The 26141-nt window shown below is 41.6% G+C and carries 22 protein-coding genes and 1 riboswitch; of the genes, 8 read left to right on the forward strand and 14 right to left on the reverse strand.

Annotation, left to right across the window (positions count from 1 at the left end; translation table 11 throughout):
- Position 1 precedes the first annotated feature (1 nt).
- Genes N7E81_RS13420 through N7E81_RS13435 form a run of 4 tightly spaced genes read right to left on the reverse strand, consistent with a single transcriptional unit; the run spans position 2 to position 3327 of the window.
- Positions 2-331 carry an antibiotic biosynthesis monooxygenase family protein gene (locus tag N7E81_RS13420; protein WP_263050102.1) on the reverse strand — a complete coding sequence of 110 codons (330 nt, stop codon included), beginning with the start codon at positions 329-331 and terminating at the stop codon, positions 2-4.
- Positions 332-334: 3 nt separating this feature from the next.
- Complete coding sequence (locus N7E81_RS13425) at positions 335-1129, reverse strand: rhomboid family intramembrane serine protease (protein ID WP_263050103.1); 795 nt, start codon at positions 1127-1129, stop codon at positions 335-337.
- 3 nt (positions 1130-1132) lie between these two features.
- A complete protein-coding gene (mutL, locus tag N7E81_RS13430) occupies positions 1133-2977 on the reverse strand; it encodes a DNA mismatch repair endonuclease MutL (protein WP_263050104.1) in 1845 nt (614 codons plus the stop codon).
- Positions 2977-3327 (reverse strand): hypothetical protein, encoded by a 351-nt coding sequence (locus N7E81_RS13435; RefSeq protein WP_263050105.1) that lies wholly within the window; start codon positions 3325-3327, stop codon positions 2977-2979. The genes mutL and N7E81_RS13435 overlap by 1 nt, the downstream gene beginning before the upstream one ends.
- 158 nt (positions 3328-3485) lie before the next feature.
- Between N7E81_RS13435 and N7E81_RS13440 the strand changes: the two genes are divergently transcribed.
- The 6 genes from N7E81_RS13440 (at position 3486) to N7E81_RS13465 (ending at position 11915) form a co-directional block, all read left to right on the forward strand.
- Positions 3486-6209 (forward strand): serine hydrolase domain-containing protein, encoded by a 2724-nt coding sequence (locus N7E81_RS13440; protein WP_263050106.1) that lies wholly within the window; start codon positions 3486-3488, stop codon positions 6207-6209.
- Positions 6210-6304: 95 nt separating this feature from the next.
- Complete coding sequence (gene bshA, locus N7E81_RS13445) at positions 6305-7450, forward strand: N-acetyl-alpha-D-glucosaminyl L-malate synthase BshA (protein ID WP_263050107.1); 1146 nt, start codon at positions 6305-6307, stop codon at positions 7448-7450.
- 112 nt (positions 7451-7562) lie between these two features.
- Positions 7563-8171 carry a sterol desaturase family protein gene (locus N7E81_RS13450; RefSeq protein WP_263050108.1) on the forward strand — a complete coding sequence of 203 codons (609 nt, stop codon included), beginning with the start codon at positions 7563-7565 and terminating at the stop codon, positions 8169-8171.
- Positions 8172-8526: 355 nt separating this feature from the next.
- Entirely contained in the window at positions 8527-9624 is a 1098-nt protein-coding gene (locus tag N7E81_RS13455) for a vWA domain-containing protein (RefSeq protein ID WP_263050109.1), read from the forward strand.
- Positions 9625-11157, forward strand: a complete 1533-nt coding sequence (locus N7E81_RS13460) for a P-loop NTPase family protein (RefSeq protein WP_263050110.1) — start codon at positions 9625-9627, stop codon at positions 11155-11157. It begins immediately after the preceding gene.
- 35 nt (positions 11158-11192) lie between these two features.
- Complete coding sequence (locus N7E81_RS13465) at positions 11193-11915, forward strand: ABC transporter ATP-binding protein (protein WP_317624048.1); 723 nt, start codon at positions 11193-11195, stop codon at positions 11913-11915.
- Positions 11916-11931: 16 nt separating this feature from the next.
- On the opposite strand, the gene N7E81_RS13470 is transcribed toward N7E81_RS13465, so the two are convergent.
- From N7E81_RS13470 to N7E81_RS13480, 3 genes are all read right to left on the reverse strand, one after another.
- Positions 11932-12330 (reverse strand): SpoIIAA family protein, encoded by a 399-nt coding sequence (locus N7E81_RS13470; protein ID WP_263050111.1) that lies wholly within the window; start codon positions 12328-12330, stop codon positions 11932-11934.
- Positions 12331-12378: 48 nt separating this feature from the next.
- A complete protein-coding gene (gene rlmF, locus N7E81_RS13475) occupies positions 12379-13353 on the reverse strand; it encodes a 23S rRNA (adenine(1618)-N(6))-methyltransferase RlmF (protein WP_263050112.1) in 975 nt (324 codons plus the stop codon).
- 79 nt (positions 13354-13432) lie between these two features.
- A complete protein-coding gene (locus tag N7E81_RS13480) occupies positions 13433-14734 on the reverse strand; it encodes a DEAD/DEAH box helicase (protein WP_263050113.1) in 1302 nt (433 codons plus the stop codon).
- Between the two features lie 197 nt (positions 14735-14931).
- Here N7E81_RS13480 and N7E81_RS13485 point away from each other — a divergent pair, with 197 nt between their 5' ends.
- Together N7E81_RS13485 and N7E81_RS13490 are read left to right on the forward strand one after the other, a co-directional pair.
- A complete protein-coding gene (locus tag N7E81_RS13485; protein ID WP_263050114.1) occupies positions 14932-17280 on the forward strand; it encodes a DUF2339 domain-containing protein in 2349 nt (782 codons plus the stop codon).
- Complete coding sequence (locus N7E81_RS13490; RefSeq protein WP_263050115.1) at positions 17261-18496, forward strand: hypothetical protein; 1236 nt, start codon at positions 17261-17263, stop codon at positions 18494-18496. Before N7E81_RS13485 ends, N7E81_RS13490 begins: the two co-directional genes overlap by 20 nt.
- A gap of 60 nt (positions 18497-18556) precedes the next feature.
- Here the strand turns inward: N7E81_RS13490 and N7E81_RS13495 are convergent, their stop codons facing one another.
- The 7 genes from N7E81_RS13495 to N7E81_RS13525 form a co-directional block, all read right to left on the reverse strand.
- A complete protein-coding gene (locus N7E81_RS13495) occupies positions 18557-18958 on the reverse strand; it encodes an EF-hand domain-containing protein (RefSeq protein ID WP_263050116.1) in 402 nt (133 codons plus the stop codon).
- Between the two features lie 111 nt (positions 18959-19069).
- Positions 19070-19474, reverse strand: coding sequence for a hypothetical protein (locus N7E81_RS13500; protein ID WP_263050117.1), 405 nt, complete (start codon positions 19472-19474; stop codon positions 19070-19072).
- Positions 19475-19626: 152 nt separating this feature from the next.
- Positions 19627-20583 (reverse strand): methylenetetrahydrofolate reductase [NAD(P)H], encoded by a 957-nt coding sequence (metF, locus tag N7E81_RS13505; RefSeq protein WP_263050118.1) that lies wholly within the window; start codon positions 20581-20583, stop codon positions 19627-19629.
- Positions 20584-20724: 141 nt separating this feature from the next.
- A complete protein-coding gene (locus N7E81_RS13510; RefSeq protein WP_263050119.1) occupies positions 20725-21366 on the reverse strand; it encodes a peroxiredoxin in 642 nt (213 codons plus the stop codon).
- A 71-nt stretch (positions 21367-21437) separates the two neighbouring features.
- Positions 21438-24143 (reverse strand): methionine synthase, encoded by a 2706-nt coding sequence (gene metH / locus N7E81_RS13515; RefSeq protein ID WP_263050120.1) that lies wholly within the window; start codon positions 24141-24143, stop codon positions 21438-21440.
- A gap of 123 nt (positions 24144-24266) precedes the next feature.
- A complete protein-coding gene (locus tag N7E81_RS13520) occupies positions 24267-25283 on the reverse strand; it encodes a homocysteine S-methyltransferase family protein (RefSeq protein WP_263050121.1) in 1017 nt (338 codons plus the stop codon).
- Positions 25284-25397: 114 nt separating this feature from the next.
- Positions 25398-25521, reverse strand: a riboswitch (SAM riboswitch).
- A gap of 115 nt (positions 25522-25636) precedes the next feature.
- Positions 25637-26107: a DUF6265 family protein gene (locus N7E81_RS13525; protein WP_263050122.1), complete on the reverse strand. Its 471-nt coding sequence runs from the start codon at positions 26105-26107 to the stop codon at positions 25637-25639.
- Positions 26108-26141: the final 34 nt, after the last annotated feature.

A 26141-nucleotide genomic window follows, 5' to 3' on the forward strand; every position in this document is an offset into this window, starting at 1 on the left:
TTCAATTGCTTTCTATGGTTTCAAATTGTCCAGGAGATACTTTGATAGGTTCAGGAAATCCTCTTCCTAGTACTTTCATCTCATCGGTATTGAGGCCGTCTTTATTATTAAAACCTTCATTCACTACCTTGTCAAAAGAATCTTTAGAATCCCAAACAACAATGTTTACGAAATTAAACTTGTTCTCGGTATTGATAGATCTATAAAAAGAAGAACTCACAAAACCTGGCTTGCTCTGAAAATAGCGTACATATTCGTTGCGAATATTGATGGCGGTTTCTTCCCATCCATTGGGCACCTCTAAAGAATTGATTACAGTAATGGTTTTCATTTATTAATAAAAATTGCCTCGTTGTCGCTGCCAGTATTTTAGAACCAAGAAGGCAATGAGCATACCACTCAGGTGAGTGAAGTGAGCGACATTGTCTCCTCCTGTGCGGTTGATCTCGGAATATAGCTCATATGCGCCATAGAAAAAGACCAAGTATTTGGCTTTGATCGGGATCGGAGGAAAGAGCAACATGAGTTCAGTATTAGGAAAAAGCATAGCAAAAGCAAGTAGTACCCCGAATACAGCACCCGAAGCACCAATCATAGGTGTGTTTGTCAGGTCTTTGTAAATTGTATTTACAATATCCACTGCCTGGCTGGTGTAGCTGGTATTTTCTGGTCGGTCATAATATTCATCTGCAAAGTCACCCACTTTGAGCATGTCAAATCTTCTAGATTTATAATTATGTGTATAGATATAGAAGTCGTCGGGGTTAGGGTTGGAGATGAAAGCCTCCGTGTCCTCGCTCAAGTCTCCTTTGCCGATGGTGTCTACCACTCCGTACAACACGCCTGCACCTATGCCAGTAATCAGATAAAAGGTCAAGAATCGCTTAGATCCCCAGACCCGTTCGAGCATTGGTCCAAATACTAATATCGCAAACATGTTGCTGATCAAATGCCACATGCCTGCATGAAGCCACATGTAGGTGACATATTGGAAAATATAGAAGTGGTCTGAAAAGAGATAATGCACTCCGAAAATGGGGGCGAGACTTATCTGAAGTACGTATTCTAAAAACAGTAAAACCCCATTAATGATGAGGATATTCTTGACGATAGGTGTCAGTTGAAACATGCGCTATTGATTAAAAAACTCTGCAATTTTTTCAAGACCCAATATAATAAATGTTGGGGTGCCATTTGGCGTATAGTTGGGTTGTTGGCAAGCAAAAAGTCGGTCTATTAATGTTCTTAACTCTATACTGTCATTTGAGATTTTTGTTTTACTGGCAGATCTTTTTGCTATGGATCTGGCCATGTTTTCTTGCGTACTCAGCGAGAGTTCTGATTTATTGAATTTGAATTGCTCTAATAAGCCTTCAAATAGTTCTTTTTCGTTTATATTTTTAATTTCAGCAGGGATGCCATTGATGGCAATGGTGTGCTTTCCGAATTCTTCGAACTCGAAACCCAAGGCACTGATTTCTTCTTTGAGCTCCATCACTAGAGAAAAATCGGCAGGGTTCATTTCTAGCGTTACTGGAAATAAGCTGCGCTGCGAAGCTCCAAATTTCTTGTGTAGTGTCTCTAGATATTTTTCATATAAGATTCGCTCATGAGCCAAGACTACATCTACGACCATCACTCCCTTTTTTACTTGTTTGAGGATGTATTTGTCATGCATTAGAGTTGGTTTAGCGCTCGATTCTTCTGGCTCTAAATTTACGCTTTGTTGGGTGTTGGCCTCACTCTGAAAGATCAATTGCGTATCCATTCCAGCCAGCTCTTCTCTTCTGATTTCGGCTGGAGTAGGTCTGGATTCGTCTATGGCCTGTTCATACATTTCATCCCATCGGGTACTTTTGCCTTGTTTGTCTAATGATTTGAAGCTACTATAATTGCCTTCAGATCTGCTGGGGGTATTGAAATGAGAATTATCGATGGCGAGATTTTTAAAATTCACATCAGATCCAAAATCCAAACTAGGCGTTACATTATGCGTGCCTAGTGCCTGTTTTACTGCGGCCTTGATGATGCCATATACGCTGCGTTCATCATCAAATTTCACTTCGGTTTTTGTGGGGTGCACATTGATATCGATATGAATGGGGTCCATTTCGATAAACAAGGCATAGAAGGGAAATTGTCCCTCTTGAATCATACCTTCGTAGGCGCCTTGTACGGCATGGTTGAGGTAGCTGCTTTTGATGAACCGATTGTTGATAAAGAAAAACTGTTCTCCTCGGGTCTTCTTGCAAAACTCTGGTGTGCCTATGTAGCCTTGCACTTTCAGCCAATGTGTTTCTTCTTGGCAAGTGATCAGCTGTTTTTGATAATTTTTCCCAAAAAGGGATACTATACGCTGGCTTAATTTACCAGCAGGTAGTTGATAGATTTCTTTTTCGTTTTGTGTAAACGAAAAGCTAATAGCTGGGTTGGATAATGCCACACGATGAAATTCGTCGAGGATATGACGCATTTCTACAGGATTGCTCTTGAGAAAATTTCTTCTGGCTGGCACATTATAAAAAAGGTTTTTTACCGCTATAGATGTACCCTGACTAGCAGAGATGGGTTCTTGTTTTTTTATTTCTGAGGCTTCGATGTGGATGAATGTGGCCAGTTCGGCGTCTGCTGTTTTAGATTTCAGTTCCACTCGGGCTACTGCGGCTATAGATGCTAGCGCCTCTCCACGGAATCCCATGGTTTTGATTTTGAAAAGGTCTTCGGAGGTTGCTATTTTGGATGTAGCATGCCGCTCGAAGCACATGCGGGCATCTGTTTCTGACATGCCGAGCCCATTATCTATTGCATGGATCAGAACTTTGCCTGCCTCATTGATAATCAGTTGAATGTGGGTGCTGCCTGCATCCACGCTGTTTTCTAGGAGTTCTTTTACTACAGAAGCTGGGCGCTGTACGACCTCGCCCGCCGCTATTTGATTGGCAATGGCATCTGGTAGCAGGTTGATGATGTCGGGCATTAATCTCTGGATTTATTTCTTCCTTTTAGTCTAAAATAGAAATAGAGTGGTGAGAGTAGTAGATAAACATAAAACACCTGATTGCCATAAAATACCCAACCCACAAAAGTCAAAAGCATGGCAGCGGCTATAAGCATCTGTACGACAGAAGCCTGATTTGATTTTCGTTCTCTCTTACGAAAGGCAGCACTGATGCTTGAAGTGTAGGATGGGGTATCGCTAGGGTTGTTTTGATTGGCTCGGGCAGCTTTGAGTTTGCCTTCTATTTCTTCTTTGATGGGGTCGTAGTAGCGCGGCTCGTAGTGAAACTGACTAAACTTACTGGTACGGATCAAAGAAGGAAATTTCATGAAGCTAAATTCTTTATTCTCAACAAATCAACTCATAAAGTTGACCATTTACAGAAAAAATGGCACTCTTTATGCAAGGCGTTGGTTGGTTATTTATATATATGAATAATTTTCTGTCTGGCTAGTTCAAATTAGTCAATACTTCAAAACCATTCTGTATGCAAACTTACTTAGATTCTATTTTATTACGGACATATATGCATAGAGTTGGACTTCTTTTTTGTTTACTACTTATAGGATTTGGCTCTAGAGCCAATGAAGTGCCTTCGGCAGTTCCAGTCGAAAAAGATACGCTGTTTACTAAGTGGATGAAAAGTAAATCTACGCTGCCTACCTTGTTTTATGAACTTGAGAACTTTAATGATTTCTCTGATAGGATAGAAGCAGAAAGTTTGATTCGCACCTATGGTATCGGTGGCGTAATAGTACCTAATGGAGATCAGGAGGAAGTGACACGCTGGGTGGCCAATAATGAGGTGCGTCTTGGCGAACCGCTTGTTCATATCGCGAACCTCTCTACTGTATTTGAGCTGCCTTTTTCAGGTTTGCCAGACTATCCTTCGGCTTTGTCTGTGGAGTGCTGGACTGATGATAGCCTGGTCTATCAACTGGGTCTAGCACATGCGTATACACTCCGAGGTATGGGCATAGCCATTGTTCAATTGCCGAGTTTGCCTACTTACTATAGTGTACACGAATACCACAAAATAGCTACCTATCTTAACGGTTTAAATGTAGGTCAGGTGAATTACTACTTTACAGGATCAGCTTTGTCTGTTTCAGCTAGGCAAAGCGAACTAGACCTACAGCAAAGTATGTGGTTAGATGCTCGTCAGATTGCAGAAAAGGGGCTGTTGGGTAAAAAAACACTTAAGAAGTATAAAAAGGCGACCAAAGATGATCGTTTAGTGGTGGCTAGAGCCAATGGTACACAGACATCAATCGAACAAATAGAAAGAGGAAGAGCGATTACTTTTATCTCTCGCACATCCAACCCTCAAACCTTGATCAATGCTATACTGGTAGACGGGTTGCCTAACAAAGGTTTTTATAAACAGCAGGTCAAGGAATATTACAAACTTTTGTATGCCACGCAGCATGTGCTAGACACTCCTGCGGACTCGGGGGAACGTTGGGAAGCTGTTCGTTCTAAGTTTTTGCTGAAAGATGTTACACTTATCCAAGACAGTTATCAGTTGCTTCCAGTTCGTCATTTGGGCAATAGAAAATTGTACACCTTGTCCAATGATTCCTCTTTCAAAAATTTAGTAGATAAGTATAAAACGGCCATACACTACCCGTTGGCTACATTAGGGCTTCGGGCAGATTCATTGGTGCAGATATTTCCTTCTGATGCTTTGATTTTGGTGGATCTCACTTCCGTGAATGAGCATGATGGCCTGATTGATTTGTTGATGCGATGCGATGTGCTCAATGCTCAGCGGCCAGTAGTCGCTTTTTATGAAGGGACAGGAGAGGTATTGAAAGATAATCAATGGCAAAGTGCTATGATATGGAATCCTGCTGATGATAACTCTAAGTTGCCTCTAATGGTGGAAACGGCTTTTGGAGCATTGGGAATAAATGGTGCTTTGCCAGGCTACTACCAAAGCGATTTTACCCGAAAGGGTGTCTCGTTCGAGTCTACGGGGCGACTAGTTTATCAGTTTGTAGAAAAGCCTAAAGTAGATCAGGCAATATTAGACAGGATAGACACGCTGGTGGCACATGCTATTCAGAAAGGCATGATGCCAGGCTGTCAGATTATGATGGTGAAAGATGGAGAAGTGGTCTACGACAAGAATTTTGGATACCTGACTTACGATAGCATCACACCGGTGCGATGGAATCATGTGTACGATGTGGCTTCAGTTACCAAAACGGTAGCTACAGTCCCGGCACTTATGCATCGGATGGAAACTGGAGGGATTCATTTGAATGGACATTTGAGTGAGTATTTATCGGTCTACGATTCTACGGACAAGGGTGATTTAACGGTAGATGATATATTGACACATCAGTCTGGACTCAAGTCTTATCTCCCTTTTTGGCAAAATGCAAAATACTTCTCAGATAGTGCTACTTTTTTATACAAACAGAGAAAGAGGAAACGGAAATACAATTACCTATCTATCAACTGGAATGACTCGATTCGGTCATGGATTGCACATTCTAAATACAATAGTCTGTCTAATAACGACGGCACATATCGATACCTCTACAGCGATCTAGGTTTTATTTTAATGAAAGATTTGGTAGAGGAAAACTGTGCATGTCCATTAGATCAGTCTGTAGATGAGCTCATCTACAGGCCGATGGGGATGGATTACACTGCCTTCAATCCCCTTAATAAATTCCCTAAGGAGCAAATCGCACCTACAGAGCAGGATAAGTATTTTAGAGCAGAATTGCTGCAAGGCATTGTACATGACAAAAACGCCGCCTTGCTTGGTGGGGTGAGTGGGCATGCAGGCTTGTTTTCCAATGCCAACGACCTGGCCAAATACATGCAAATGCTTTTGCAAGGCGGATACTATGGTGGTGAACGATATTTTTCTGATTCGGTCGTGCATGTATTTACATCTAAGAAAAGTGATAAAGACCGCCGTGCCATGGGGTGGGATAAACCTTATCAGTCTGTGGGTAATGCTTCGAAATACGCCTCGAATGAATCCTTTGGTCATTCAGGGTTTACAGGTACATTGGTGTGGGCAGACCCAAAATATAACGTAGTCTACATCTTCCTCTCAAATCGTATATATCCCGATCCTCAGAATTATAAACTAATACAAAGCAATACACGTACTAAAATTCACGACTTGATGTACGAGTCATTTCTTGATTTTGAAAAAATGGAGAAAGAAACGAACCCAGGGAGTTGAGATAATGTTGGGGATAGCAGGGATGTTAAAAAATACAGCCCTAATTTCGCAAGGAATAAGCCAACCCATTGAACTAATAAAATATTAAGCCATACATGAATATTGGAGTTGTATGTTATCCTACCTACGGGGGATCAGGCGTAGTGGCCACAGAATTAGGAAAGGCCATGGCTGCCGAAGGGCACAAGGTACATTTCATTACCTACTCACAGCCGACCAGATTAGATTTTTTTAATGAAAATTTATTTTATCACGAAGTAGATATCAAGCCTTACCCACTTTTTCAATACCCACCATATGAGATTGCTTTGGCGAGCAAGATGGTGGATGTGGCGAAGCGAGAAAAATTGGATTTGTTTCATGTGCACTATGCGGTGCCACATGCATCGGCGGCCTATATGGCACGTGAGATTTTGAAAGTGGAAGACTTGCATGTACCTTTTATTACCACCCTTCACGGTACAGATATTACCATTGTAGGCAAAGACGCATCATTGGAGCCAGTAGTAACCTTTTCTATCAATCAATCCGATGGTATCACGGCGGTGTCTAGTGATTTGAGAAAAGATACATACGACCAGTTCAAGGTCACCAAAGAAATACAGGTGATCCCCAATTTTATTGATTTGGATCGATTTAAAAAACAAAAGAAAGATCATTTTAAGAAAGCCATTTGTCCTAACGACGAAAAGTTGATTGTACACACGTCTAACTTTCGAAAAGTAAAGCGTGTACAGGATGTGGTAAAGGTTTTTAACGAAATCAGAAAAACCGTACCCGCCAAGTTACTTTTAGTAGGAGACGGTCCAGAGCGCTCTGCTATTGAAAAATTGGCAGAACAATCGTGTAGCATGGAAGATGTTCGGTTTTTGGGCAAGTTGGAAGCAGTAGAAGAGGTGCTGAGTGTATCGGACTTGTTTTTGATGACTTCCGAAAAAGAAAGTTTTGGCCTAGCTGCACTCGAAGCCATGGCGTGTGAAGTGCCGCTGATTTCGACTAATGCAGGAGGGTTGCCAGAGCTAAATGTCGATGGAGTGACAGGCTATTTGTGTGACGTAGGAGATATTGAGAATATGGCTAACAAAGCACTTGAGATACTAGATAAGGACAACTTACCTAAATTTAAGGAGGCCGCACTGAAGAGAGCTCAGGAGTTTGAGCTGTCCAATATTCTACCGATGTACGAAAATCTATACAAGCAGGTAATTACGGAATTTAAAGAGAAAATGGTCGTTAAATAGTTGTAACGTTCAAGCTATAGTCAAAAATGAATTGCTTGATATTGTATTTGTTTTAGGTTTATGGATATGTTTGCACTTCAAAACTTGATTTAATTGATATTCAAATTTTTTCATGGAAAACAAAGCTAAAAATTCTGGGTCTGGAAGGGTGTTTAAAAACCCCGTGTTGGAAAAACTAACCAGAACTCATATTTCAATGCCGCTGATTGCATTTTCTATTGTGTCTTCGTACTTGATATACAAAGGAACAGTAGAGTATGGACTGAATGCTATTACGCTAGTTTTGCTGTTTTTGGCTGGCACCTTGACCTTCACATTTGTGGAGTACTTGATGCACCGATTTTTGTTTCACATGCCAGAGACTACACCCGCTAGAAAGAAGGTGGTTTACACCATGCATGGTGTGCATCACGATCACCCTAAGGACAAGGACAGATTGGCTATGCCAGTGCCTTTGAGTTTGACTATCTCATTCCTGTTTTTCTGGATGTTCAGATTTGTAATGGGAGATTTAGTTTGGGGTTTTCTGCCAGGATTTTTGATGGGGTATGCAGGTTACTTGTGGATTCATTTTATGATTCACGCATTCCAACCACCAAAAAACTTTTTCAAGTTTTTTTGGGTACACCATGGCATTCATCATTATAAGCAGCCACAGCGAGCTTTCGGTGTTACTACCCCGATTTGGGATTTGGTATTCCGTACCATGCCGAATAAGTAATTCAAACTTACACTAACTAAAAAAGTAAACCCAAGAGAACTCTCTTGGGTTTTTGTGTTTTTAGAGCTTTTTATCTCTATGAGGATGTAGTGAGCGAGACGCAAGAAAAATGCTAAGAGCGATCTTTGGGTTTGTTTTTGTTTTTAGCTTTAGGCTCTAGGATGAGCCTGAACGTAGCGTCTCTGATAAAGAGAATCATGTCCTGTATTAACGTTGCGAATATGGGTCGATGTCCCGCCATTTGCTGTTGCTAATTTTTAGTTAGTGAGTAGGCTCATTAAATTTATTAAAATTAAATGAACATTAAACCACTTATATAGTTTAATGTATCGAGATTTAATATGAAAAGCACCGAATGATAGGTTATAGATTTACAGAATATATCCCTGAGAAAAAGGATACAAGTGATATTTTTGACAATTTGTGGAATATCTACCGCGAGTTGCTCCTGATCACTTCGGGTGATCCTAACGAGGCCTTGAGCTGGCTTACCAATCTCGATAAGCAGTACAATATAACAAGTGAAAATTACGGAATAGGTGATTTTATAGAAGAACTGAAGGAAAAAGGATATCTAGATGAAAATCATAGAAATGGTAAGTTGAAGATTACAGCGAAGACCGAAAATGATTTTCGAAAAAATGCGCTAGAAGAAATTTTTGGTAAACTAAGGAAGTCAGGTAAAGGCGATCATAATACCTTCCATTCGGGTAGAGGAGAAGAGAAAGGAGTAGATATACGCAATTTTCAGTTTGGCGACTCTCCAGATAATATATCAATCACAGATAGTTTGAGGAATGCACAGATTAATCATGGTTTTGGAGAGTTTATGCTCACCGAGGACGACCTCGAAGTGGTGGACAAAGAGTACAAAACCCAAACGTCTACCGTACTGATGATCGATATCAGCCATTCAATGATTCTCTATGGTGAGGATCGGATCACTCCAGCCAAAAAAGTAGCTATGGCTTTGTCGGAACTGATCCTGAGTAAATACAAGAAAGATACACTCGATGTGATCGTATTTGGTAATGATGCCTGGCAGATCAGCATCAAAGACTTGCCTTATTTGAGTGTGGGGCCTTATCATACCAATACCGTGGCAGGGCTGGAACTTGCGATGGATATTTTGCGCAAGCGAAAAAACCAAAATAAGCAGATCTTTATGATTACGGATGGAAAGCCTACTTGTATGAAAGTAGGCGTGAAGTATTATAAAAATAGTTTTGGGTTAGACCCTAAAATATTAAAGAAAACCATGAATCTGGGGGCGGCTTGCCGTAGATTGAATATACCAATTACCACCTTTATGATTGCAACAGACCCGTATCTGAAGCAGTTTGTGAAGGAATTTACAGCGGCCAATAATGGTAATGCTTACTATAGTGATCTGCAGGGGTTGGGAAACTTGGTGTTTGAAGATTTTAAGAAAAATAGAAGAAAGAATTTATAAATGATAAATGCATACGCAGACCTAAGTGCTGATGGTAAATTGGCTATTACTACACTAGGTCAACTCAAATCTGCTGGTTACGAATCACAATCTATCAAAGACGAACTGAGAACCAATCTAATCACTTCTATCGCAGAAGGAGTGGATGTGTTTGAAGGCATTTGGGGTTATGAAGATACCGTAATTCCAGATATAGAAAGAGCGATTCTGTCTCGACACAACATTAACCTGCTGGGGCTTCGAGGGCAAGCCAAGACCAGAATAGCAAGGATGATGGTTAATCTGCTTGATGAGTGGGTGCCATACGTGTCTGGTAGTGATCTCAATGATGACCCATTGCAGCCACTTTCCCAATTTGCAGTGGATTTGATTGCAGAGAAAGGCGAAGATACACCCATCAGTTGGATGCATCGACAGGATCGGTTTACTGAAAAATTAGCTACGCCAGACGTATCTATTGCCGATTTGATTGGTGATGTGGATCCGATCAAGGCAGCCACACTTAAATTACCTTATTCGGATGAAAGAGTGATTCACTATGGGTTGGTGCCTCGATCACACCGGGGTATATTTGTGATCAATGAATTGCCAGATTTACAACCGAGAATTCAGGTGGCTTTGTTCAATATCCTTCAAGAGGGAGATATTCAAATTCGAGGGTTCAAGCTGAGGCTACCGCTGGATATACAGTTTGTGTTCACCGCCAATCCAGAGGACTATACCAATCGGGGGAGTATCGTGACGCCGCTCAAAGATAGACTGGGAAGCCAGATTATTACCCATTACCCTAAGACGATTGAGATGGGCTTGAAGATCACACAGCAGGAAGCCGCACTTGCTAAAAATACTACAGGGTCTATTGTAATAAATGAATTGGCTAAGTTACTCATAGAGCAAATTGCTATAGAGGCAAGGAAGAGTGAGTACGTGGATGTGAAGAGTGGCGTATCTGCTAGGCTGACCATCTCTTGCTATGAAAATCTGGTGAGTGCCGTAGAACGACGGATGCTGAAAAACAAGGAGAAGGAAGGGCACGTTCGGATTGCAGACTTTATAGGTATCGTACCGTCGATTACTGGCAAGATAGAATTGGTCTATGAAGGAGAACAAGAAGGGGCGGGTATCGTAGCGCAAAACTTGATAGGAAAGGCGATTAGATCTTTGTTTGTGGATTATTTCACTGATCCAGATCAGGTGCGTAAGAATCGTGAGATGCGTGATCCATATAAGCCAATTGCTGATTGGTTTGGCAACAGCAATATGATAGACGTGCTGCACGATTATTCTAATAAAGCATATAAGAAAGAACTCGGCAAAGTGCCTGGGTTGTCCGATTTGGTAAACGAACAAATTAAAGAAAATAAAAACGAGGATTTCAAATGGTTTATGATGGAGTTTGTCTTGTTCGGGTTGGTAGAGTATAGCTACTTGAGCAAACACCCATTAGAAAACGGTATGAGAATCGACGATTTGCTTGGTAGTATGATTTCTGGATTCACGAATCCAGAGTCTGATTTAGAAGATGAGCTGTAGACAAGCGTAATCAATACCCAAATAGAAAAATCAGTATGTCTGAAATAATAAAAACCACAAAAATAGCTAGAAAATATGTGATGGGCTCTGAGACTATTCACGCGCTCAAATCTATCAGTATCACCATCAATAAAGGTGAGTATGTGGCTTTTATGGGGCCTTCTGGTTCAGGGAAGTCTACACTGATGAATATCATTGGCTGTTTGGATACTCCGAGTGCGGGTAGTTATATTTTGAATCATCAGGATGTGTCAGATTTGGATGAAAACGAATTGGCCGAAATTCGAAATAAGGAGATTGGCTTTGTTTTTCAAACATTCAACTTACTGCCACGCTCTACTGCTATGGAAAATGTAGCCCTGCCGCTGGTGTATGCGGGTATGAGCAAGTCTGATCGAGAAGAGCGAGCATTGGAAGTGCTAAAGGGAGTAGGGCTAGCAGAGAGAGCCACTCACCGACCAAACGAATTGTCGGGTGGACAGCGTCAGCGTGTGGCTATAGCTCGTGCCCTGGTCAATAATCCAAGTATTATTCTTGCCGATGAGCCTACAGGTAACTTGGATACCAAGACTTCCTACGATATCATGGAGCTATTTGAGCAGTTGCACGGTCAGGGCAATACCATCATCATGGTAACCCATGAAGAGGATATAGCTCAGTATGCCCATCGGGTCATTCGTCTAAGAGATGGCTTGATAGAGAGCGACGAGGTGAATCATGAAGTTCGAAAAGTAGAGAAGCCTGTAGTTCCTTCTTGATTATGTTGTGGTCGGATTAATCTTTGCGGTTTACAAAATCGAAGGCTTCATTGAGCTGAGATTTGTCGAAGTATCGCTCATGCCTTCCTTGGCTGGCCCTCTCAAAGAATAGGTTGTCGATCGGAACTAAGGTTTTGAGTATATTGGCGTGTGCTACAATGGCCAGATGCCCAAGCTTTTTGTAATTGCGCAAAGCCAAAAGTGAATCTTCCCAGAAAGCCTTCGTCTCACTTTTGCTGACTTTGAGCTCATCCAGTTTAACCAACACGTTTACTTGATCAAAACCTTGATCAAAACCTTGATCTAACTTTTGCTGAAAGAATTTCTGACATAGTTTTTCGTCAGTTTCTGTGAATCCTTCAATCACTTCTAGGGCTAATACTGCTGTGTCGAATGTTTCGAGTTGTTCCACCATGATAGGTATCTGTTTAGGTCAGTTTGCAAAATAGTAAATTATGCTATGTTAGACTTTTCTGCCATTCCATTTTTGATCCTTCCATGTTTTTTGTTGTGCCTTGGTTAAGAACGTCCAAGTGACTATTCTGCTGGATTTGTTGCCTTGTCCCATAGGGATAGTGTGTACGATTTCAGCATTGGCTTTTTCTAGTGCTTCGTAGATGCTGTTTAGGTTCGATTGCTTGGATACTAGAGACGAATACCAAAAGCAGGAGGTAGGAAATTTGCTGCTTTGGCGTACCATTTCACGGATGAATTTTTTCTCTCCACCGTCGCACCACAATTCGTTATTTTGTCCTCCAAAATTGAGTTTTGGCGTAGCCGTTTTGGTTTTGCTAAGGTTATTCACTTTGCGAAGCGATCCTTTTTTTGCTTCCTCGGCAGAGGCATGGAAAGGAGGGTTGCAGATCGATACATCTACCTGCTCTTCTTTGGTGATAATACCGTATATGATGTCTTTTGGCTCTTTTTGTAGTCTAAATTCCACCTTTTTTTTCAAGGCCCGATTTTGATCTACAATGCGTTGAGAGGAGGCGATGGAGTTTTCGTCTATATCCGATGCGATAAATTTCCACCCGTATTCATGTTGTCCGATGATGGGATAGATACAGCTGGCACCTACGCCTATGTCCAGACAAGTGATTTTGTCTCCTTTTGGGATTTTACCATAGTTGTGGCTACATAGCCAGTCTGCCATGTGGTGGATATAGTCGGCTCGTCCTGGTATAGGAGGGCAGAGGTAGCCCTCGGGTATGTCCCAGTCTACTATGTTATATTGGTTTTTGAGTAAGGCTTTGTTGAGCACTTTTACACTTTCAGGATTTGCAAAGTCGATAGAATCATCACCATGCAAGTTGGGGCGTATGTGTATCGCTAGTGAAGGTTCGCTAGCCACAAGTGCTTTAAGATCGTACCGTCCAGTGTGTTTGTTGCGCGGATGAATTTTTGGGGTGGATTTTACTTTTTTTGGTTTGCCTCCCATGGTAAGTTGTCTTTTATTTTAATAAATCTCAAAAGGTAAGTAGCCTTAGGTGTTTTTACTAGTAAGCTGACGAGCGAATTTATCCCTGTTGCTCTCTTAGATATGTAGCCAGTAGTTTTTCTAGTAGTTCGTCTTTCGACAAATGTTTCAGTTGGTCTTTAAACTCCTGTCGTGTAGCTGCGTCTAGCTTGTCGCCTACGGGTTTAGATTTGGCAATTTTCCCAGCCCACACCATGGCTTTGCCTACCAGTTGATCTTTTTGGCTAGGCACAGGCAAGGTTTTGAATGTCAGGTCGAGATCTTTTTTGATTGCGTCCCATTTTTCTCTTTCTTCAGGAAAAATAAAAGTAAGACTGATTCCAGTTTTTCCTGCACGAGATGTGCGGCCGCTTCGGTGCGTATATGACTCCTTTGTGTCGGGCATGTGGTACTGAAACACTACGCTGACATTGTCTATGTCTACACCACGAGAAGCCACGTCTGTAGCGATGAGCGTACTGATACTGCCCGCTCTAAACTGGTCCATGACCTTGTTGCGCAGGCCTTGCGGCAAATCGCCGTGGATGGCACCACAGCTAAATTTATTGGCGGAGAGTTGCTTGTAAAGCTTCTGTACTCCCGACTTAGTTCTACAGAAGATGATACATTTTTCGTTGCTGTATTTTTTGAGATACTGTAGTAGTGCATCCAATTTTTGCTCAGCGGCCAGTTCGATCAGCTGGTGCTGAATGCCTTTATTGGGCGTTTCGGCTTTGCCTATCATTACTTTTATCAAATCTTTGTGTAGGTATTTGTTGATAATCTCATTGACTTTGTCTGGCATGGTGGCAGAAAACAGCCAAGTAGCATATGAGCGATTGGCTGTAGCCAAAATTTTGTCAATATCTGTCTGAAATCCTTTGAAAAGCATTTCGTCGGCCTCATCGAATACCACATACTTGAGGGTTTCGAGATGAACCACATTGCGTTGGACAAGATCCATCAATCTACCTGGTGTGGCCACAATCACATGGGTGCCGTTGCTGAGGTCGTGGATTTGGGTTTTGAGTGACACCCCACCATAGATCGATTCGGTTTTGAGGTTGGGCATGTATTTAGACAAGAACGTCAATTCTTTGCCGACCTGCTCGCAGAGTTCGCGAGTGGGTACTAGTACCACAGCCTGTACTTTGCCAGAGTCCGCGTCTATACGAGACAGTAGTGGAGCGCCATAGGCGTAGGTTTTGCCTGTGCCAGTAGCTGATCTGCCAATGAAATCCCCCTCATGGGTGAGGAGAACGGGGATAGTTTTGGCTTGAATTTCACTAGGAATTTCGATAGCCTTTTCGGCCAATGCCTTTTTGATGTCTGATTGAATATTACTCGATGAGAACTTGTCCATGATGCATGCTGCGTTATGGCGGCAAAGCTAACGATATAAACAGTAGCGGACGTGGAGATTTTGCTAAGAGTTGTTGGCTACTGTGCACTCAAAACCGTAGAAAAAGTTATCTTGTCGGGCTAAAATATAGATGCGTCTACGAGTGAGGTAATTGAGATTTCGGGTGCATCTTTCGACTTGAACAAACCACTATACGAATGGAAGGATTTATTGTACTCCTGTTGATTGTGCTGCTGATTTTGCTAGTAAAGCTCATGGGACGAATAGATAAGGTAGATGCCAAAGTTCAAAGCGTCTATGATGAGCTGAAAGGTAGAAGTAATGCAGTGTCTGGTCGGCCAGTAGCTCAACCGTTGGAGGAATCTCCTAAGCCAGTTGAAAAACCTTCTGTGGCTCCAGAAGAGCCTGTCGTAGATAAAACGCCTGATGTTATCAGACAAGTGATTGCGCAATCACAAGCGCCCCAAGTTACCCCTGCGGCATTAGTGAAAAAGAAAAAAATAAAGGCACCACCCAAGCCTAGCTTTATGGAACGCAATCCAGATCTGGAGAAGTTTATTGGTGAAAACCTCATGAGTAAGATAGGGATTGTCATTTTCGTGATAGGTATGGGATTCTTAGTGAAACTCGGTATCGACAATGAGGTGATCACTGAAAGTATGCGTGTGGCGATTGGTGTGCTGATCGGAGGAGGTATGATTGGGTTGGCGCATTATATGCGAACTACTTTTTCCAAATTCAGTTCGATCCTGATAGGTGGAGCATTGGCTGTCTTGTATTTTACGATTGCACTAGCTTTTCATGAGTACGCGTTGCTTCCGCAGACGGCAGCGTTCATTATTATGGTGGTGATTACGGCATTTGGAGTGTTGTTATCCATTGCCTATGATAGGAAAGAACTGGCTGTATTGGCGATCATAGGTGGATTTGGTACGCCGTTTTTTGTGAGTACGGGATCGGGTAACTATTTGATGCTACTCACTTATATATTGATTCTTGACATTGGCATGCTCACCTTAGTCTATTTCAAAAAATGGAATGTGATCAATTATTTGGCCTATGGTTTCACCTATGTGCTTTTTATTGGAGTATATATTAGTGAATTTATCAATGATGAAGTGGGTGCTCGTTGGCCGTTGTTTTTCTTTTTGACAGGGTTTTATTTGATTTTCTTTTTGATGACCATCATTTACAATGTCAAAAACAAAAGAAAATTTAAGTATCCAGAAATTATCATGTTGCTTACCAATACCAGTTTGTATTTTGGATTGGGGTTAGCCATTATACATGGATATAAAGAAGGGTTGCTGAGTGGTCTGTTTACCGCTATGGTGGCAGTTTTCAATTTTGGGTTTGTTTATACTTTATACAAACGAAAGGACATTGATAAAAACCTGTTGTTTTTGCTTATCGGTTTAGTATTAACCTTTGTCAGTTTGATTGCACCTATTCAGCTAGAGGGCAATTACATTACACTATTCTGGGCCGTAGAAGCTGTGTTACTGCTCTGGCTATCGCAAAAATCAGGTATCCGCCTGATGATCGCAGCGTCGGCGTTGATCACTGTGCTCATGTTGATCAGTTTGGTTATGGACTGGCAGCATAACTACTATCCACTCGAAGAGTACATCGATTTGTCGTTATTTTTAAACAAAGCTTTTGTGGCTTCTTTTGTGGCTATGCTGTCGCTATTAGGTGCTTCACTGCTGCTCAAACAAGATGCTGTAGTAGAGGTAAGAGGCGTGCAAATAATATGGCGTGCATTGTATTTGCGTGTGTTGTTGGCTATAGTGTTCTATTTTGGATTTTTGTTTGAATTGAATTACCAGTTTGTACGATTCGACTATCAGGATACACACCGATTGATTTTATTGGGTATTTATAACTTTACCTATGTGCTGCTTATACTGGCTGTGTATCGCCGCCAGCCGAGCGAACTGTTGCGCAAATCTGGCTTTGTACTGTCGATACTTGCGGTCTTCTCATATATGACCTTCTATCTACAAACCATCACTGATGCCAGAAGTTTTTATGCACTGGATAGCGAAGCAAGTACAGGGTTCTATTGGCATTATATTATGCTGATCTTGTTTGTGCTTATTCTTACCTATTTGTTTAGAGATATTCGCCAACAGTACACATTCAAGTCTAAAGAGGGAACGATTTTTCTTTGGGTACTGGCTTTTATTGGTGTGTATGTATGCACCACAGAGGTTACTCATTTGTCGGTCATGAGGCAATACGGGACTGATCTCGATGATTATGGTGCTTATGATTTAGCCATTCGTTCGGTATTTCCAGTAGTGTGGACATTGAGTGCTTTGGTGCTGATGGTGGCAGGGATGAGGTTGCGATTGAAACCACTACGTTTGGCTTCATTGGTTTTGTTTTTGGTCACTATTGTGAAATTGTTTTTCTACGACTTGGCTGGAAACTCTACAGGAAAAATCATCTCTTTCATATTGTTGGGGGTGATTTTGCTATTGACTTCCTTCCTTTATCAAAAATTAAAATTCATAATTCAAGATGATGAAAAGAAAGAATAGTTGGTTGCTGGGAGTGCTACTGATAAGTACTTCCGTTTTTGGTCAAGAGTTTGCCTATGAGGCTTCGCTACTACAGGTGAGGGATGCTGGATATTATCAGGTGATGCTTTCACCCGAATTGCTAGGGCAAGCTAAGCCCAACCTGTCAGATGTGAGAATCTATGACAAAGCAGGTGTGGAGCAGCCTTATTTGCTACGAAGAGAACAGGAGGTTTCTACCAAATCTCTTTTCAGAGCATATGAAATCACAGACAAGGCCTATCAGCAAAATGCTATATCTCATTTGATTTTTAGTAACTCAGACAAACGCGCAATTGACAATGTGAGTATTGAGGTGAAGAATACTGATGCGAAAAAAAGAGCCAGATTGAGCGGAAGCGACGATCTAGAAAACTGGTATGTGATCAGAGACAACTATTTGCTACATGCCATGCAAAGTGAAGAAGAAACAACGGAATTGAAAATTCTGAACTTTCCGTTGAGCGATTATGCTTATTTCAAACTGGAGATCAATGACAACTGGCGATTGCCGATCAACATCCTAAAGGTAGGATATTACGATACCCAGCAAGTAAAAGGGGCTACTACTACGTATGATTGTCCAATTATAGAGCAGAAAGATAGCCTGAAGACATCATATGTTCGGGTGGTATTTGATGAGCCTGTCTACATGGAACAATTGCAACTAATGGCCAGTGGTGCCGATTTTTATTCTCGATTTACGAAAGTGAAAACCAAAAGAATAGGAATAGATAAGAAAAATAAAGCGTATGAATATTGGACGACTTTAAAGTCTTTTGAGCTTAACTCTAATAGCGAAAACAAAGTCTCTTTTTCAGGTGTCACAGTGTCTGAACTGGATATAGAAATAGACAATAGAGACAATGCTCCTTTGAAAGTGGAGCAAGTAAAGGCTGGTTTTTTGAATAAATATGTAGTGCTTGCTCTCAAGCCAGAAAATTCCTACGTAATAAAACTAGGTAATGATCATCTGGCTACACCTGACTATGACATTGCCAAGTTTGCTAGTCAGATTTCAGCTGATAGTCCGAAATTAGTACATGGTGCTTTGGTAGATATCAGACCTAAAGAAGAGCCAAAAGCCCCAGACTTTTGGGACAATAAATATTTGGTGTGGTTGGTGATTGCTGTTGTAGGCTTTGGGCTGGCTTATGTCTCATTTAAGATGATCAAGGAGATCGGAGGAAAAGAATAGATTAAAAAGAAAAAACATCCGCATCTTCTTCTATCAAGGTGCGGATGAATAAACGTCAAATTATTTTCTTTTTCCGTTCTTTTTGGGTGTTTTGAACTCTTCCAGATTCAATTTTCCGTCTTGATCAGTGTCCATGGTGCCAAAGACTTCTTCTGGCGATTTAGGTTTCATGTTTTCCTGTCGAGCGAGCATCATTTTTTCATATTCTCCATATTCGATTGTGCCATTTTTGTTTTCGTCTATCTTGTCGAATGACTTCTTTGAATCCAATTTCTTGTTCATTTTTGCTTGCTTTTGATCTGCTGCGGTTTTGAATTCTGATGCGTCAATGAACCCGTCAGAGTTGGTGTCTAGCTTGGCAAAGAGCTCTTCTTTGTTTGGGCGCTGAGGTTGTGCCTGCACTTGAGAGATAAAAAACATACCCAATGCGAGGGCGCTACATTTTAGAATTAATACTTTCATTGTTATTGAATTTTTGATTTTATAGTCGGTTAGACTACAGCTCTATTCAATAGTTTAAATCAAAAGAATTCTTTTTCAGAAAGTATCATTTAAATGATAATGAAAAGTGAATTACTGCATGGCTTTCAATATGTCGCGTAACTGCTCTGGGGAGGTAATTAGATGTGCTTTGCCTGTGAGGCTTAATTCTATGCGCTTGGCCGATTCGAAAGTGAGTGCGTAGGCGTCCTTCCCGTTGAAAAGGTAGAGCCCATGTGCCAATTCGTCTTTGGCATCCATGCAGATGTCTTGTACATCAAATGGGGCAAATTCTAATTGAGTAATTTTTTCAAAGCCTTTGTCTTGAGAATAAGTGAACAAACTCACGACCTGTGATTCATTGCCATCATTTCTTAGTTTGATGTCTACTGGGGCTTTGGCTCCTATACAGCTCAAGGAGCTGCTGCTTTGTCCACATCCTGCGAGTGTAATGACGATTACAAGTAATACGGTGGTGTGTTGAAATACTTTCTTCATTGAATTTGAGCCTTGATTACTCAAAGCTAAGAAATACGTAGAAGATAAGTGACTGTAGAGAGGGGATATGTGAGTCTAAATGTTAGTGATGTCTTTTTGTAAGAGAGTAAATGTACTTAGAATCACCACAATGATGATTCTAAGTAAAGTTCTTAAAAAATGGCTTTGGCTATCTTTTGTACACTGGTAGACTTGCCCATAGAGTAGTAGTGGAGTACAGGTACACCATTGGCTTTTAGCTCTTTGGATTGTTGGATGCCCCATTCGATGCCTACTTGCTGTACTTCTGTATTGTTTTTACATGCTTCTACAGCATCTACTAGATCGTCTGGCAGATCGATTTTGAAGAAGCTAGGCAGTACACTCAATTGCGATTTGGTTTTCAAGGGTTTGAGTCCTGGGATAATAGGCACGTTGATACCCATAGCTCTACATTTTTTTTCGAATTCGAAAAATTTCTGATTGTCGAAAAACATTTGTGTGACGATATATTCAGCACCAGCATCTACTTTTTGTTTTAAAAATTTCAAATCAGAATTCAAACTTGGTGCTTCAAAGTGTTTTTCGGGATAACCCGCCACGCCAATGCAGAAGTCTGTTGGATTGGCATTTTCCATATCGCCGTCGAGATACTGGCCATTGTTCATGCCTTGTACTTGATGCAATAGGTCGATAGCGTAGTTATTGCCCTCAGGCTCTGGCTTAAACTGCGGTTCAGACTTGATAGCATCGCCGCGCAGTACGAGCACATTGTCGATCCCAAGAAAGTTGAGGTCGATTAGGGCATTTTCGGTTTCTTCTTTGGTAAATCCACCACAGATGATGTGAGGTACTGGGTCCACATCGTATCGATGTTTGAGAGCGGCACATATTCCTACTGTACCAGGGCGTTTTCTGGTCGTTTTTTTCTCTAGCAGCCCATTGGGGTGTTTTTTGTAGATATATTCCTCCCGGTGATAGGTCACATCGATAAACGGCGGTTGAAACTCCATCAACGAATCCAAATGATCGAAGATATTTTGAATGTTTTCTCCTTTTCTTGGAGGGATGATCTCCAATGAAAACAAGGTTTTGCCGTTGGCTTGTGCGATATGTTCGGTTACTTTCATGCGATATTTAGTCGATGGACTATGGCGGTTAGTCCACAGTAGGTTTACTTATACGTTGATGTTTTGGGGCATCGTTGTTGTCAGTTTTTTTAAAATCAAACAGGAAAGCACAAGATGTATGCTTCCCTGTTTGATTCAGTTTTATTTCAAGTTAGGCTGCGGAGTCATTCTCAAATAAGGCTTTACCTCTGTGTGTCCTTTTGGAAACAAAGTAGGAATTTCTTCATTAGTCACTGCTGGTGCGATCACACAGTCGTCGCCGTTGTTCCAGTTGGCTGGCGTAGCTACTTTGTGGTAAGCAGTCAGTTGTAGTGAGTCGATTACTCGGAGCAATTCGTCAAAATTACGTCCTGTAGAAGCTGGGTAAGTAATGATCAACTTTACCTTCTTATCTGGTCCTATCACAAATACTGATCTCACGGTCAGTTTGTCATTGGCATTGGGGTGGATCATATCGTACAGCGTAGATACTTTTCTATCTTCATCCGCAATGATTGGGAAATTTACGGTTGTGCCTTGTGTCTCGTTGATGTCCTTTATCCATCCGTTGTGAGACTCCAATCCGTCTACGCTAAGCGCAGCTACTTTTACGTTTCTTTTGTCAAACTCAGCTTTGTATTTGGCTACAGTGCCGAGCTCAGTAGTACACACTGGTGTGTAATCTGCAGGATGAGAAAATAAAATACCCCAACTGTCGCCAAGCCATTCGTGAAAATTGATCTCACCTTCTGTTGATTGTGTTGTGAAGTTTGGTGCTTCATCACCTAATCTAATCGTGCTCATTTTGTTAATATTTAAATTATGAAACAAATATTTACTTACTAGTTTGATTCTTTCTTTTTCTAATCGGAGGATCAATAGCCAAGGTTTTCTTTCATCCAATCTTCGGCTTCTTTTACGTCCATTTTTTTCGTTTCGGCGTACGTCGCAATCTGATCTTTGCCTATTTTTCCCAGCCCGAAGTATTTGGCCTCAGGTCTGCCAAAATAGAAGCCAGAGACTGCTGCCGCAGGATACATGGCGTAAGACTCCGTAAGAATAATACCTGCTTCTTTTTCTGCATCTAGGAGCTTAAATAGCTTGGATTTTTCGGTGTGATCGGGACAAGCAGGATAGCCTGGTGCCGGACGGATACCGGTATAAGCTTCTTTGATCAACGACTCGTTGTCGAGCTGCTCATCTGAGGCATAGCCCCAGATTTCTTTTCTTACTTTCTCATGGAGCAGTTCCGCAAAGGCTTCTGCAAGCCTATCCGCTAAGGCCTTGATCATGATGATGTTGTAGTCGTCATGATCGGCTTGGTATTTTTCTACCAATGGCTCGATACCTAATCCCGTAGTGACGGCGAAGAAGCCTAGGTAATCATTTTGTTCTTTAGTGGAAATGAAATCTGCCAAAGACAAGTTGGGTAGTCTTGATGATTTTTTGCCTTGCTGTCGCAAGAAATGGAAGGTTTCGATTTCTTCTTTTTCGTTTTTTGGATTGAAAATTTTTACAGATTCTCCAATGTTTTGAGCAGGATAGATGCCCATCACTCCGTTGGCATGTAGGAGTTTTTCTTCGATTACTTTATCTAAGAGTACATTGGCATCTTCGTAGAGTTTTTTGGCTTCTTTGCCAATTGTTTCGTTTTGAAAAATCTTAGGGTATTTGCCTTTGAGCATCCAAGTAGAAAAGAAAGGCGTCCAGTCGATATAATTTCTTATTTCATTCAGGTCATAATCTTTGAAAGTTTGGTTGCCCAATACTTTCGGTTTTGTGATCGAACCTTCTGGCAAAACGAATTTGTTTTCGATGGCCTGATCAATAGGGATGAGTAGCTTGTCGTTTTGTTTGTTTTGGTGAGTTTCGCGCAAGCCGATGTATTCTTCTTTTACGTCGGCAGCAAAGGTGCTGCCTTTTTTACCAAGGTCGTTGACTACAGGTACTGCTCGCGATGCATCTAGTACGTGTACGGCTGGGCCTGAGTATACAGGGTCTATTTTGACAGCTGTATGGATACGAGAAGTGGTAGCTCCACCAATCAACAGGGGAGTGGTCATGCCTCTTTTTTCCATTTCTTCAGCTACTTCTACCATTTCTTTGAGCGAAGGGGTGATCAACCCACTTAGGCCAATTACATCTACGTTTTCTGCAATGGCAGTTTCTAGTATCTTTTCTTTGGGCACCATCACACCGAGGTCGATGATCTCAAAATTATTGCATGCCAAGACTACGCCTACGATATTTTTTCCAATATCATGCACGTCACCCTTCACGGTGGCGAGTAGAATTTTGGCTTTAGCCGATGAGCCAGATTTTTTCTTTTGAGCTTCTAGGTAGGGGAGCAGTATGGCTACAGATTTTTTCATTACCCGTGCACTTTTCACCACTTGTGGCAGAAACATTTTTCCTGCGCCAAATAAGTCTCCTACCACGTTCATGCCGTCCATCAGTGGGCCTTCGATGATTTTTAGCGCATCTTGATACTCTTCGTAGATTTCGAGCGTATCGTCTTCGATAAATTCGATGATGCCTTTCACGAGTGCGTGCTCAAGTCGTTTGGCTACTGGTTCGCTGCGCCATTCGAGTGCTTTGGTTTCATCTTTTTTGTTACCTTTTACAGTTTCTGCATAGTCGAGGAGTACTTCAGTGGCATCTTCAGTACGGTTGAGTAGTACATCTTCTACCTTGTCGAGCAAGTCCTTAGGTATGTCATCATATACTTCGAGCATGGCTGGGTTAACGATGCCCATGTCCATACCTTCACGAATGGCATGATATAAAAAAGCAGAGTGCATGGCTTCTCGTACGGTATCGTTTCCTCTAAAAGAAAAAGATACGTTACTTACGCCACCACTCACATGGGCAGCAGGTAGGTTTTCTCTGACCCATCTGGTCGCCATAAAAAAGTCGAGCGCATTGAGTTTGTGCTCGTCCATGCCTGTAGCTACAGGGAAAATATTCAAGTCAAATATGATGTCCTGAGGCGGGAAATTTACTTTTGGCCCTGTGAGGATGTCGTAAGAGCGCTGGACGATTTCTATACGTCGGTCGTAGGTGTCTGCCTGACCGTCTTCATCGAATGCCATGATGATGGCTGCTGCACCAAACATTTTGATGGTTTTGGCACGTTGGATAAATTCTTTTTCACCTTCTTTTAAACTGATAGAATTGACCACGCACTTGCCTTGGGCGCATTTTAGCCCTTCGGCTATGATCTCCCAGTCGGACGAATCGATCATGATTGGTACACGAGCGATATCTGGCTCAGCTGCGACTAGGTTCATGAAATCTTTCATGGCTTTCACACCATCGAGCATGGCTTCATCCATGTTGATGTCGATGATTTGTGCACCACCATCTACTTGGTGTCTGGCAATTTCCAAGGCCTCTTCATAATTTTCTTCTTTAATCAGTCGAAGAAATTTCTTTGATCCTGCCACGTTGGTTCGTTCACCTACATTTACAAAATTGACTTCAGGTGTCAAAATCATTGGCTCTAGCCCACTGAGTTTGAGTGGTGGGTAGTTATGCCATTTGTATTCGTATTTGCCTTTATAGTCTGGATGTATGCTCATATTCGTCGTCGTCAACGGTCGACAGCTTTCTGTCAACTGCTATTTAATGCTTTTAATTAATGCTTGAACTTTTACCATAAGTAGAGTTAGTCAAACATGAATTTTATTATTCTGATGTTAAGTTTATTGACCATCGGCTATCGACCATGGACTTGTAATTTCCCTTGGTTGGTACTTTTCTACTAATTCTGCAATGGCACGGATATGATCTGGAGTAGTGCCACAACAGCCGCCGATGATGTTGACCAGGCCTTCGTCTAAAAATTCTTTGATTTGCTCGCCCAGCATTTCGGGTGTTTCGTCGTATTCGCCAAATTCATTGGGTAGTCCAGCGTTTGGATGTGCACTCACATTGAATTCGGAGTTTTTAGCCAGTATTTCTAAATAAGGTTTGAGTTGGCTAGCTCCCAATGCACAATTCAACCCGACAGATAACAAGTTGAAGTGAGAAACAGAAATCAGGAAGGCCTCTGTTGTTTGCCCAGAGAGAGTGCGGCCACTGGCATCAGTAATAGTGCCTGATACCATGATGGGTAGTTCTTTGCCAACTTCGTCGAATGCCTCTTTTATAGCTACCAATGCTGCTTTGGCATTGAGGGTGTCGAAGATTGTTTCTACTAATAATATGTCGACACCGCCAGCTATTAGGCCTTTTACTTGTTCGATATAGGCGATTTTGAGTTCGTCGAAGGTGACGGCTCTAAAGCCTGGATCGTTTACGTCAGGAGAAAGGGAAGCGGTACGGTTGGTAGGCCCGATAGACCCAGCTACAAACCTTGGCTTGTTAGGGTTTTTGGCTGTGTATTGATCGCAAGCTTTTTTAGCTTGCTTGGCTGACTCATAGTTGAGTACATAGGCCAGATGCTCTAGGTTATAATCAGCCTGAGCAATAGTAGTACTACTAAAGGTGTTTGTTTCCAAGATGTCTGCACCAGCTTCGAGGTATTCACAGTGGATTTCGAATAGCACATCAGGTCTAGTGAGTGCGAGTAGATCATTATTGCCTTTGAGTGGCGAGGGGTGATCTTTTAACTCTTCATTTCTAAAGTCGTCTTCGCCCAGATCATACCGCTGGATCATGGTACCCATAGCGCCATCTAATACTAATATTCTTTCTTTTAGAATATCCAGAATGTTCATATTCTTCAATTTTTAAAAATGAATTGCGACAAGCTATTATGCCATGCGCGAATACTTTAAATACCTGGGAAACTTCCCACATAGTACTTACCAAAAAAGAAATCTTATAGAGATAACCTATCTTTTTCTAAACGCTGAAGCATTCAGAATGGGAGTTGGCACAACATCCAGTATTGCGGCTGTGGATATGTTGCCAAGACGTCTACGGGCCCAGTCCCTCGGTCTTTCTTGATAAGTGGGGCAAAGATATACGAATCTAAGGTGTGAACAAGAGATTGAGGAATAATTAGATGATTGTTATTTATGAGGTGAATTTGTTGAAAGATTTGAAATGAATCTTGAGGTGGGTGGCTTTAAAGGGTTTTTCGTCTCATGTTAAAGACTTCTGTATTGATTGATCCGTCTTTTTGTCTCAGTTTCAGTGAAATTTTTAGGTAATTAGGGTCGATCAGTTCGTAGGTCAATCCTTTGAATATAGCTTTGTTTGGTGCTACAGATTCTAGTGTGAACGTGACATAGTCACCTTTTTCTTCCCAGCCTGTCATGTCAGGATTGAAATGCTTGAGTCGGAGTCTTAGGGTGTCGTTTACCTCAGAGATGTCCATGAATTCCATGAAAGTGGTTTGCCCATCTGCCATGTGTTTGAATATGCCATTCATACGCCCTAGAGAAGGAGGCATCCAGCACTCTTCTGATACACCACCAAACCCATCGCCTACCCAATAGCCTCTTAGGAAGTTGAGATCATCAATACTGGGCTGCTTGTCTTGAGCAGTAGCTTGAATGGAAAGGATAAAAAGAAAGGGAACGAGTATTTTTTTCATTCCCTTAATGTAATTAAATAATAGCTAAAAAATG

This window comes from Reichenbachiella carrageenanivorans, from assembly GCF_025639805.1.
Classification (GTDB): domain Bacteria; phylum Bacteroidota; class Bacteroidia; order Cytophagales; family Cyclobacteriaceae; genus Reichenbachiella; species Reichenbachiella carrageenanivorans.

Bases quoted from the DNA above. Each gene is read 5' to 3' on its own strand.
- N7E81_RS13420 (WP_263050102.1), bottom strand. From the start codon at position 331: ATGAAAACCATTACTGTAATCAATTCTTTAGAGGTGCCCAATGGATGG.
- N7E81_RS13425 (WP_263050103.1), bottom strand. From the start codon at position 1,129: ATGTTTCAACTGACACCTATCGTCAAGAATATCCTCATCATTAATGGG.
- mutL (WP_263050104.1), bottom strand. From the start codon at position 2,977: ATGCCCGACATCATCAACCTGCTACCAGATGCCATTGCCAATCAAATA.
- N7E81_RS13435 (WP_263050105.1), bottom strand. From the start codon at position 3,327: ATGAAATTTCCTTCTTTGATCCGTACCAGTAAGTTTAGTCAGTTTCAC.
- N7E81_RS13440 (WP_263050106.1), top strand. From the start codon at position 3,486: ATGCAAACTTACTTAGATTCTATTTTATTACGGACATATATGCATAGA.
- bshA (WP_263050107.1), top strand. From the start codon at position 6,305: ATGAATATTGGAGTTGTATGTTATCCTACCTACGGGGGATCAGGCGTA.
- N7E81_RS13450 (WP_263050108.1), top strand. From the start codon at position 7,563: ATGGAAAACAAAGCTAAAAATTCTGGGTCTGGAAGGGTGTTTAAAAAC.
- N7E81_RS13455 (WP_263050109.1), top strand. From the start codon at position 8,527: ATGATAGGTTATAGATTTACAGAATATATCCCTGAGAAAAAGGATACA.
- N7E81_RS13460 (WP_263050110.1), top strand. From the start codon at position 9,625: ATGATAAATGCATACGCAGACCTAAGTGCTGATGGTAAATTGGCTATT.
- N7E81_RS13465 (WP_317624048.1), top strand. From the start codon at position 11,193: ATGTCTGAAATAATAAAAACCACAAAAATAGCTAGAAAATATGTGATG.
- N7E81_RS13470 (WP_263050111.1), bottom strand. From the start codon at position 12,330: ATGGTGGAACAACTCGAAACATTCGACACAGCAGTATTAGCCCTAGAA.
- rlmF (WP_263050112.1), bottom strand. From the start codon at position 13,353: ATGGGAGGCAAACCAAAAAAAGTAAAATCCACCCCAAAAATTCATCCG.
- N7E81_RS13480 (WP_263050113.1), bottom strand. From the start codon at position 14,734: ATGGACAAGTTCTCATCGAGTAATATTCAATCAGACATCAAAAAGGCA.
- N7E81_RS13485 (WP_263050114.1), top strand. From the start codon at position 14,932: ATGGAAGGATTTATTGTACTCCTGTTGATTGTGCTGCTGATTTTGCTA.
- N7E81_RS13490 (WP_263050115.1), top strand. From the start codon at position 17,261: ATGATGAAAAGAAAGAATAGTTGGTTGCTGGGAGTGCTACTGATAAGT.
- N7E81_RS13495 (WP_263050116.1), bottom strand. From the start codon at position 18,958: ATGAAAGTATTAATTCTAAAATGTAGCGCCCTCGCATTGGGTATGTTT.
- N7E81_RS13500 (WP_263050117.1), bottom strand. From the start codon at position 19,474: ATGAAGAAAGTATTTCAACACACCACCGTATTACTTGTAATCGTCATT.
- metF (WP_263050118.1), bottom strand. From the start codon at position 20,583: ATGAAAGTAACCGAACATATCGCACAAGCCAACGGCAAAACCTTGTTT.
- N7E81_RS13510 (WP_263050119.1), bottom strand. From the start codon at position 21,366: ATGAGCACGATTAGATTAGGTGATGAAGCACCAAACTTCACAACACAA.
- metH (WP_263050120.1), bottom strand. From the start codon at position 24,143: ATGAGCATACATCCAGACTATAAAGGCAAATACGAATACAAATGGCAT.
- N7E81_RS13520 (WP_263050121.1), bottom strand. From the start codon at position 25,283: ATGAACATTCTGGATATTCTAAAAGAAAGAATATTAGTATTAGATGGC.
- N7E81_RS13525 (WP_263050122.1), bottom strand. From the start codon at position 26,107: ATGAAAAAAATACTCGTTCCCTTTCTTTTTATCCTTTCCATTCAAGCT.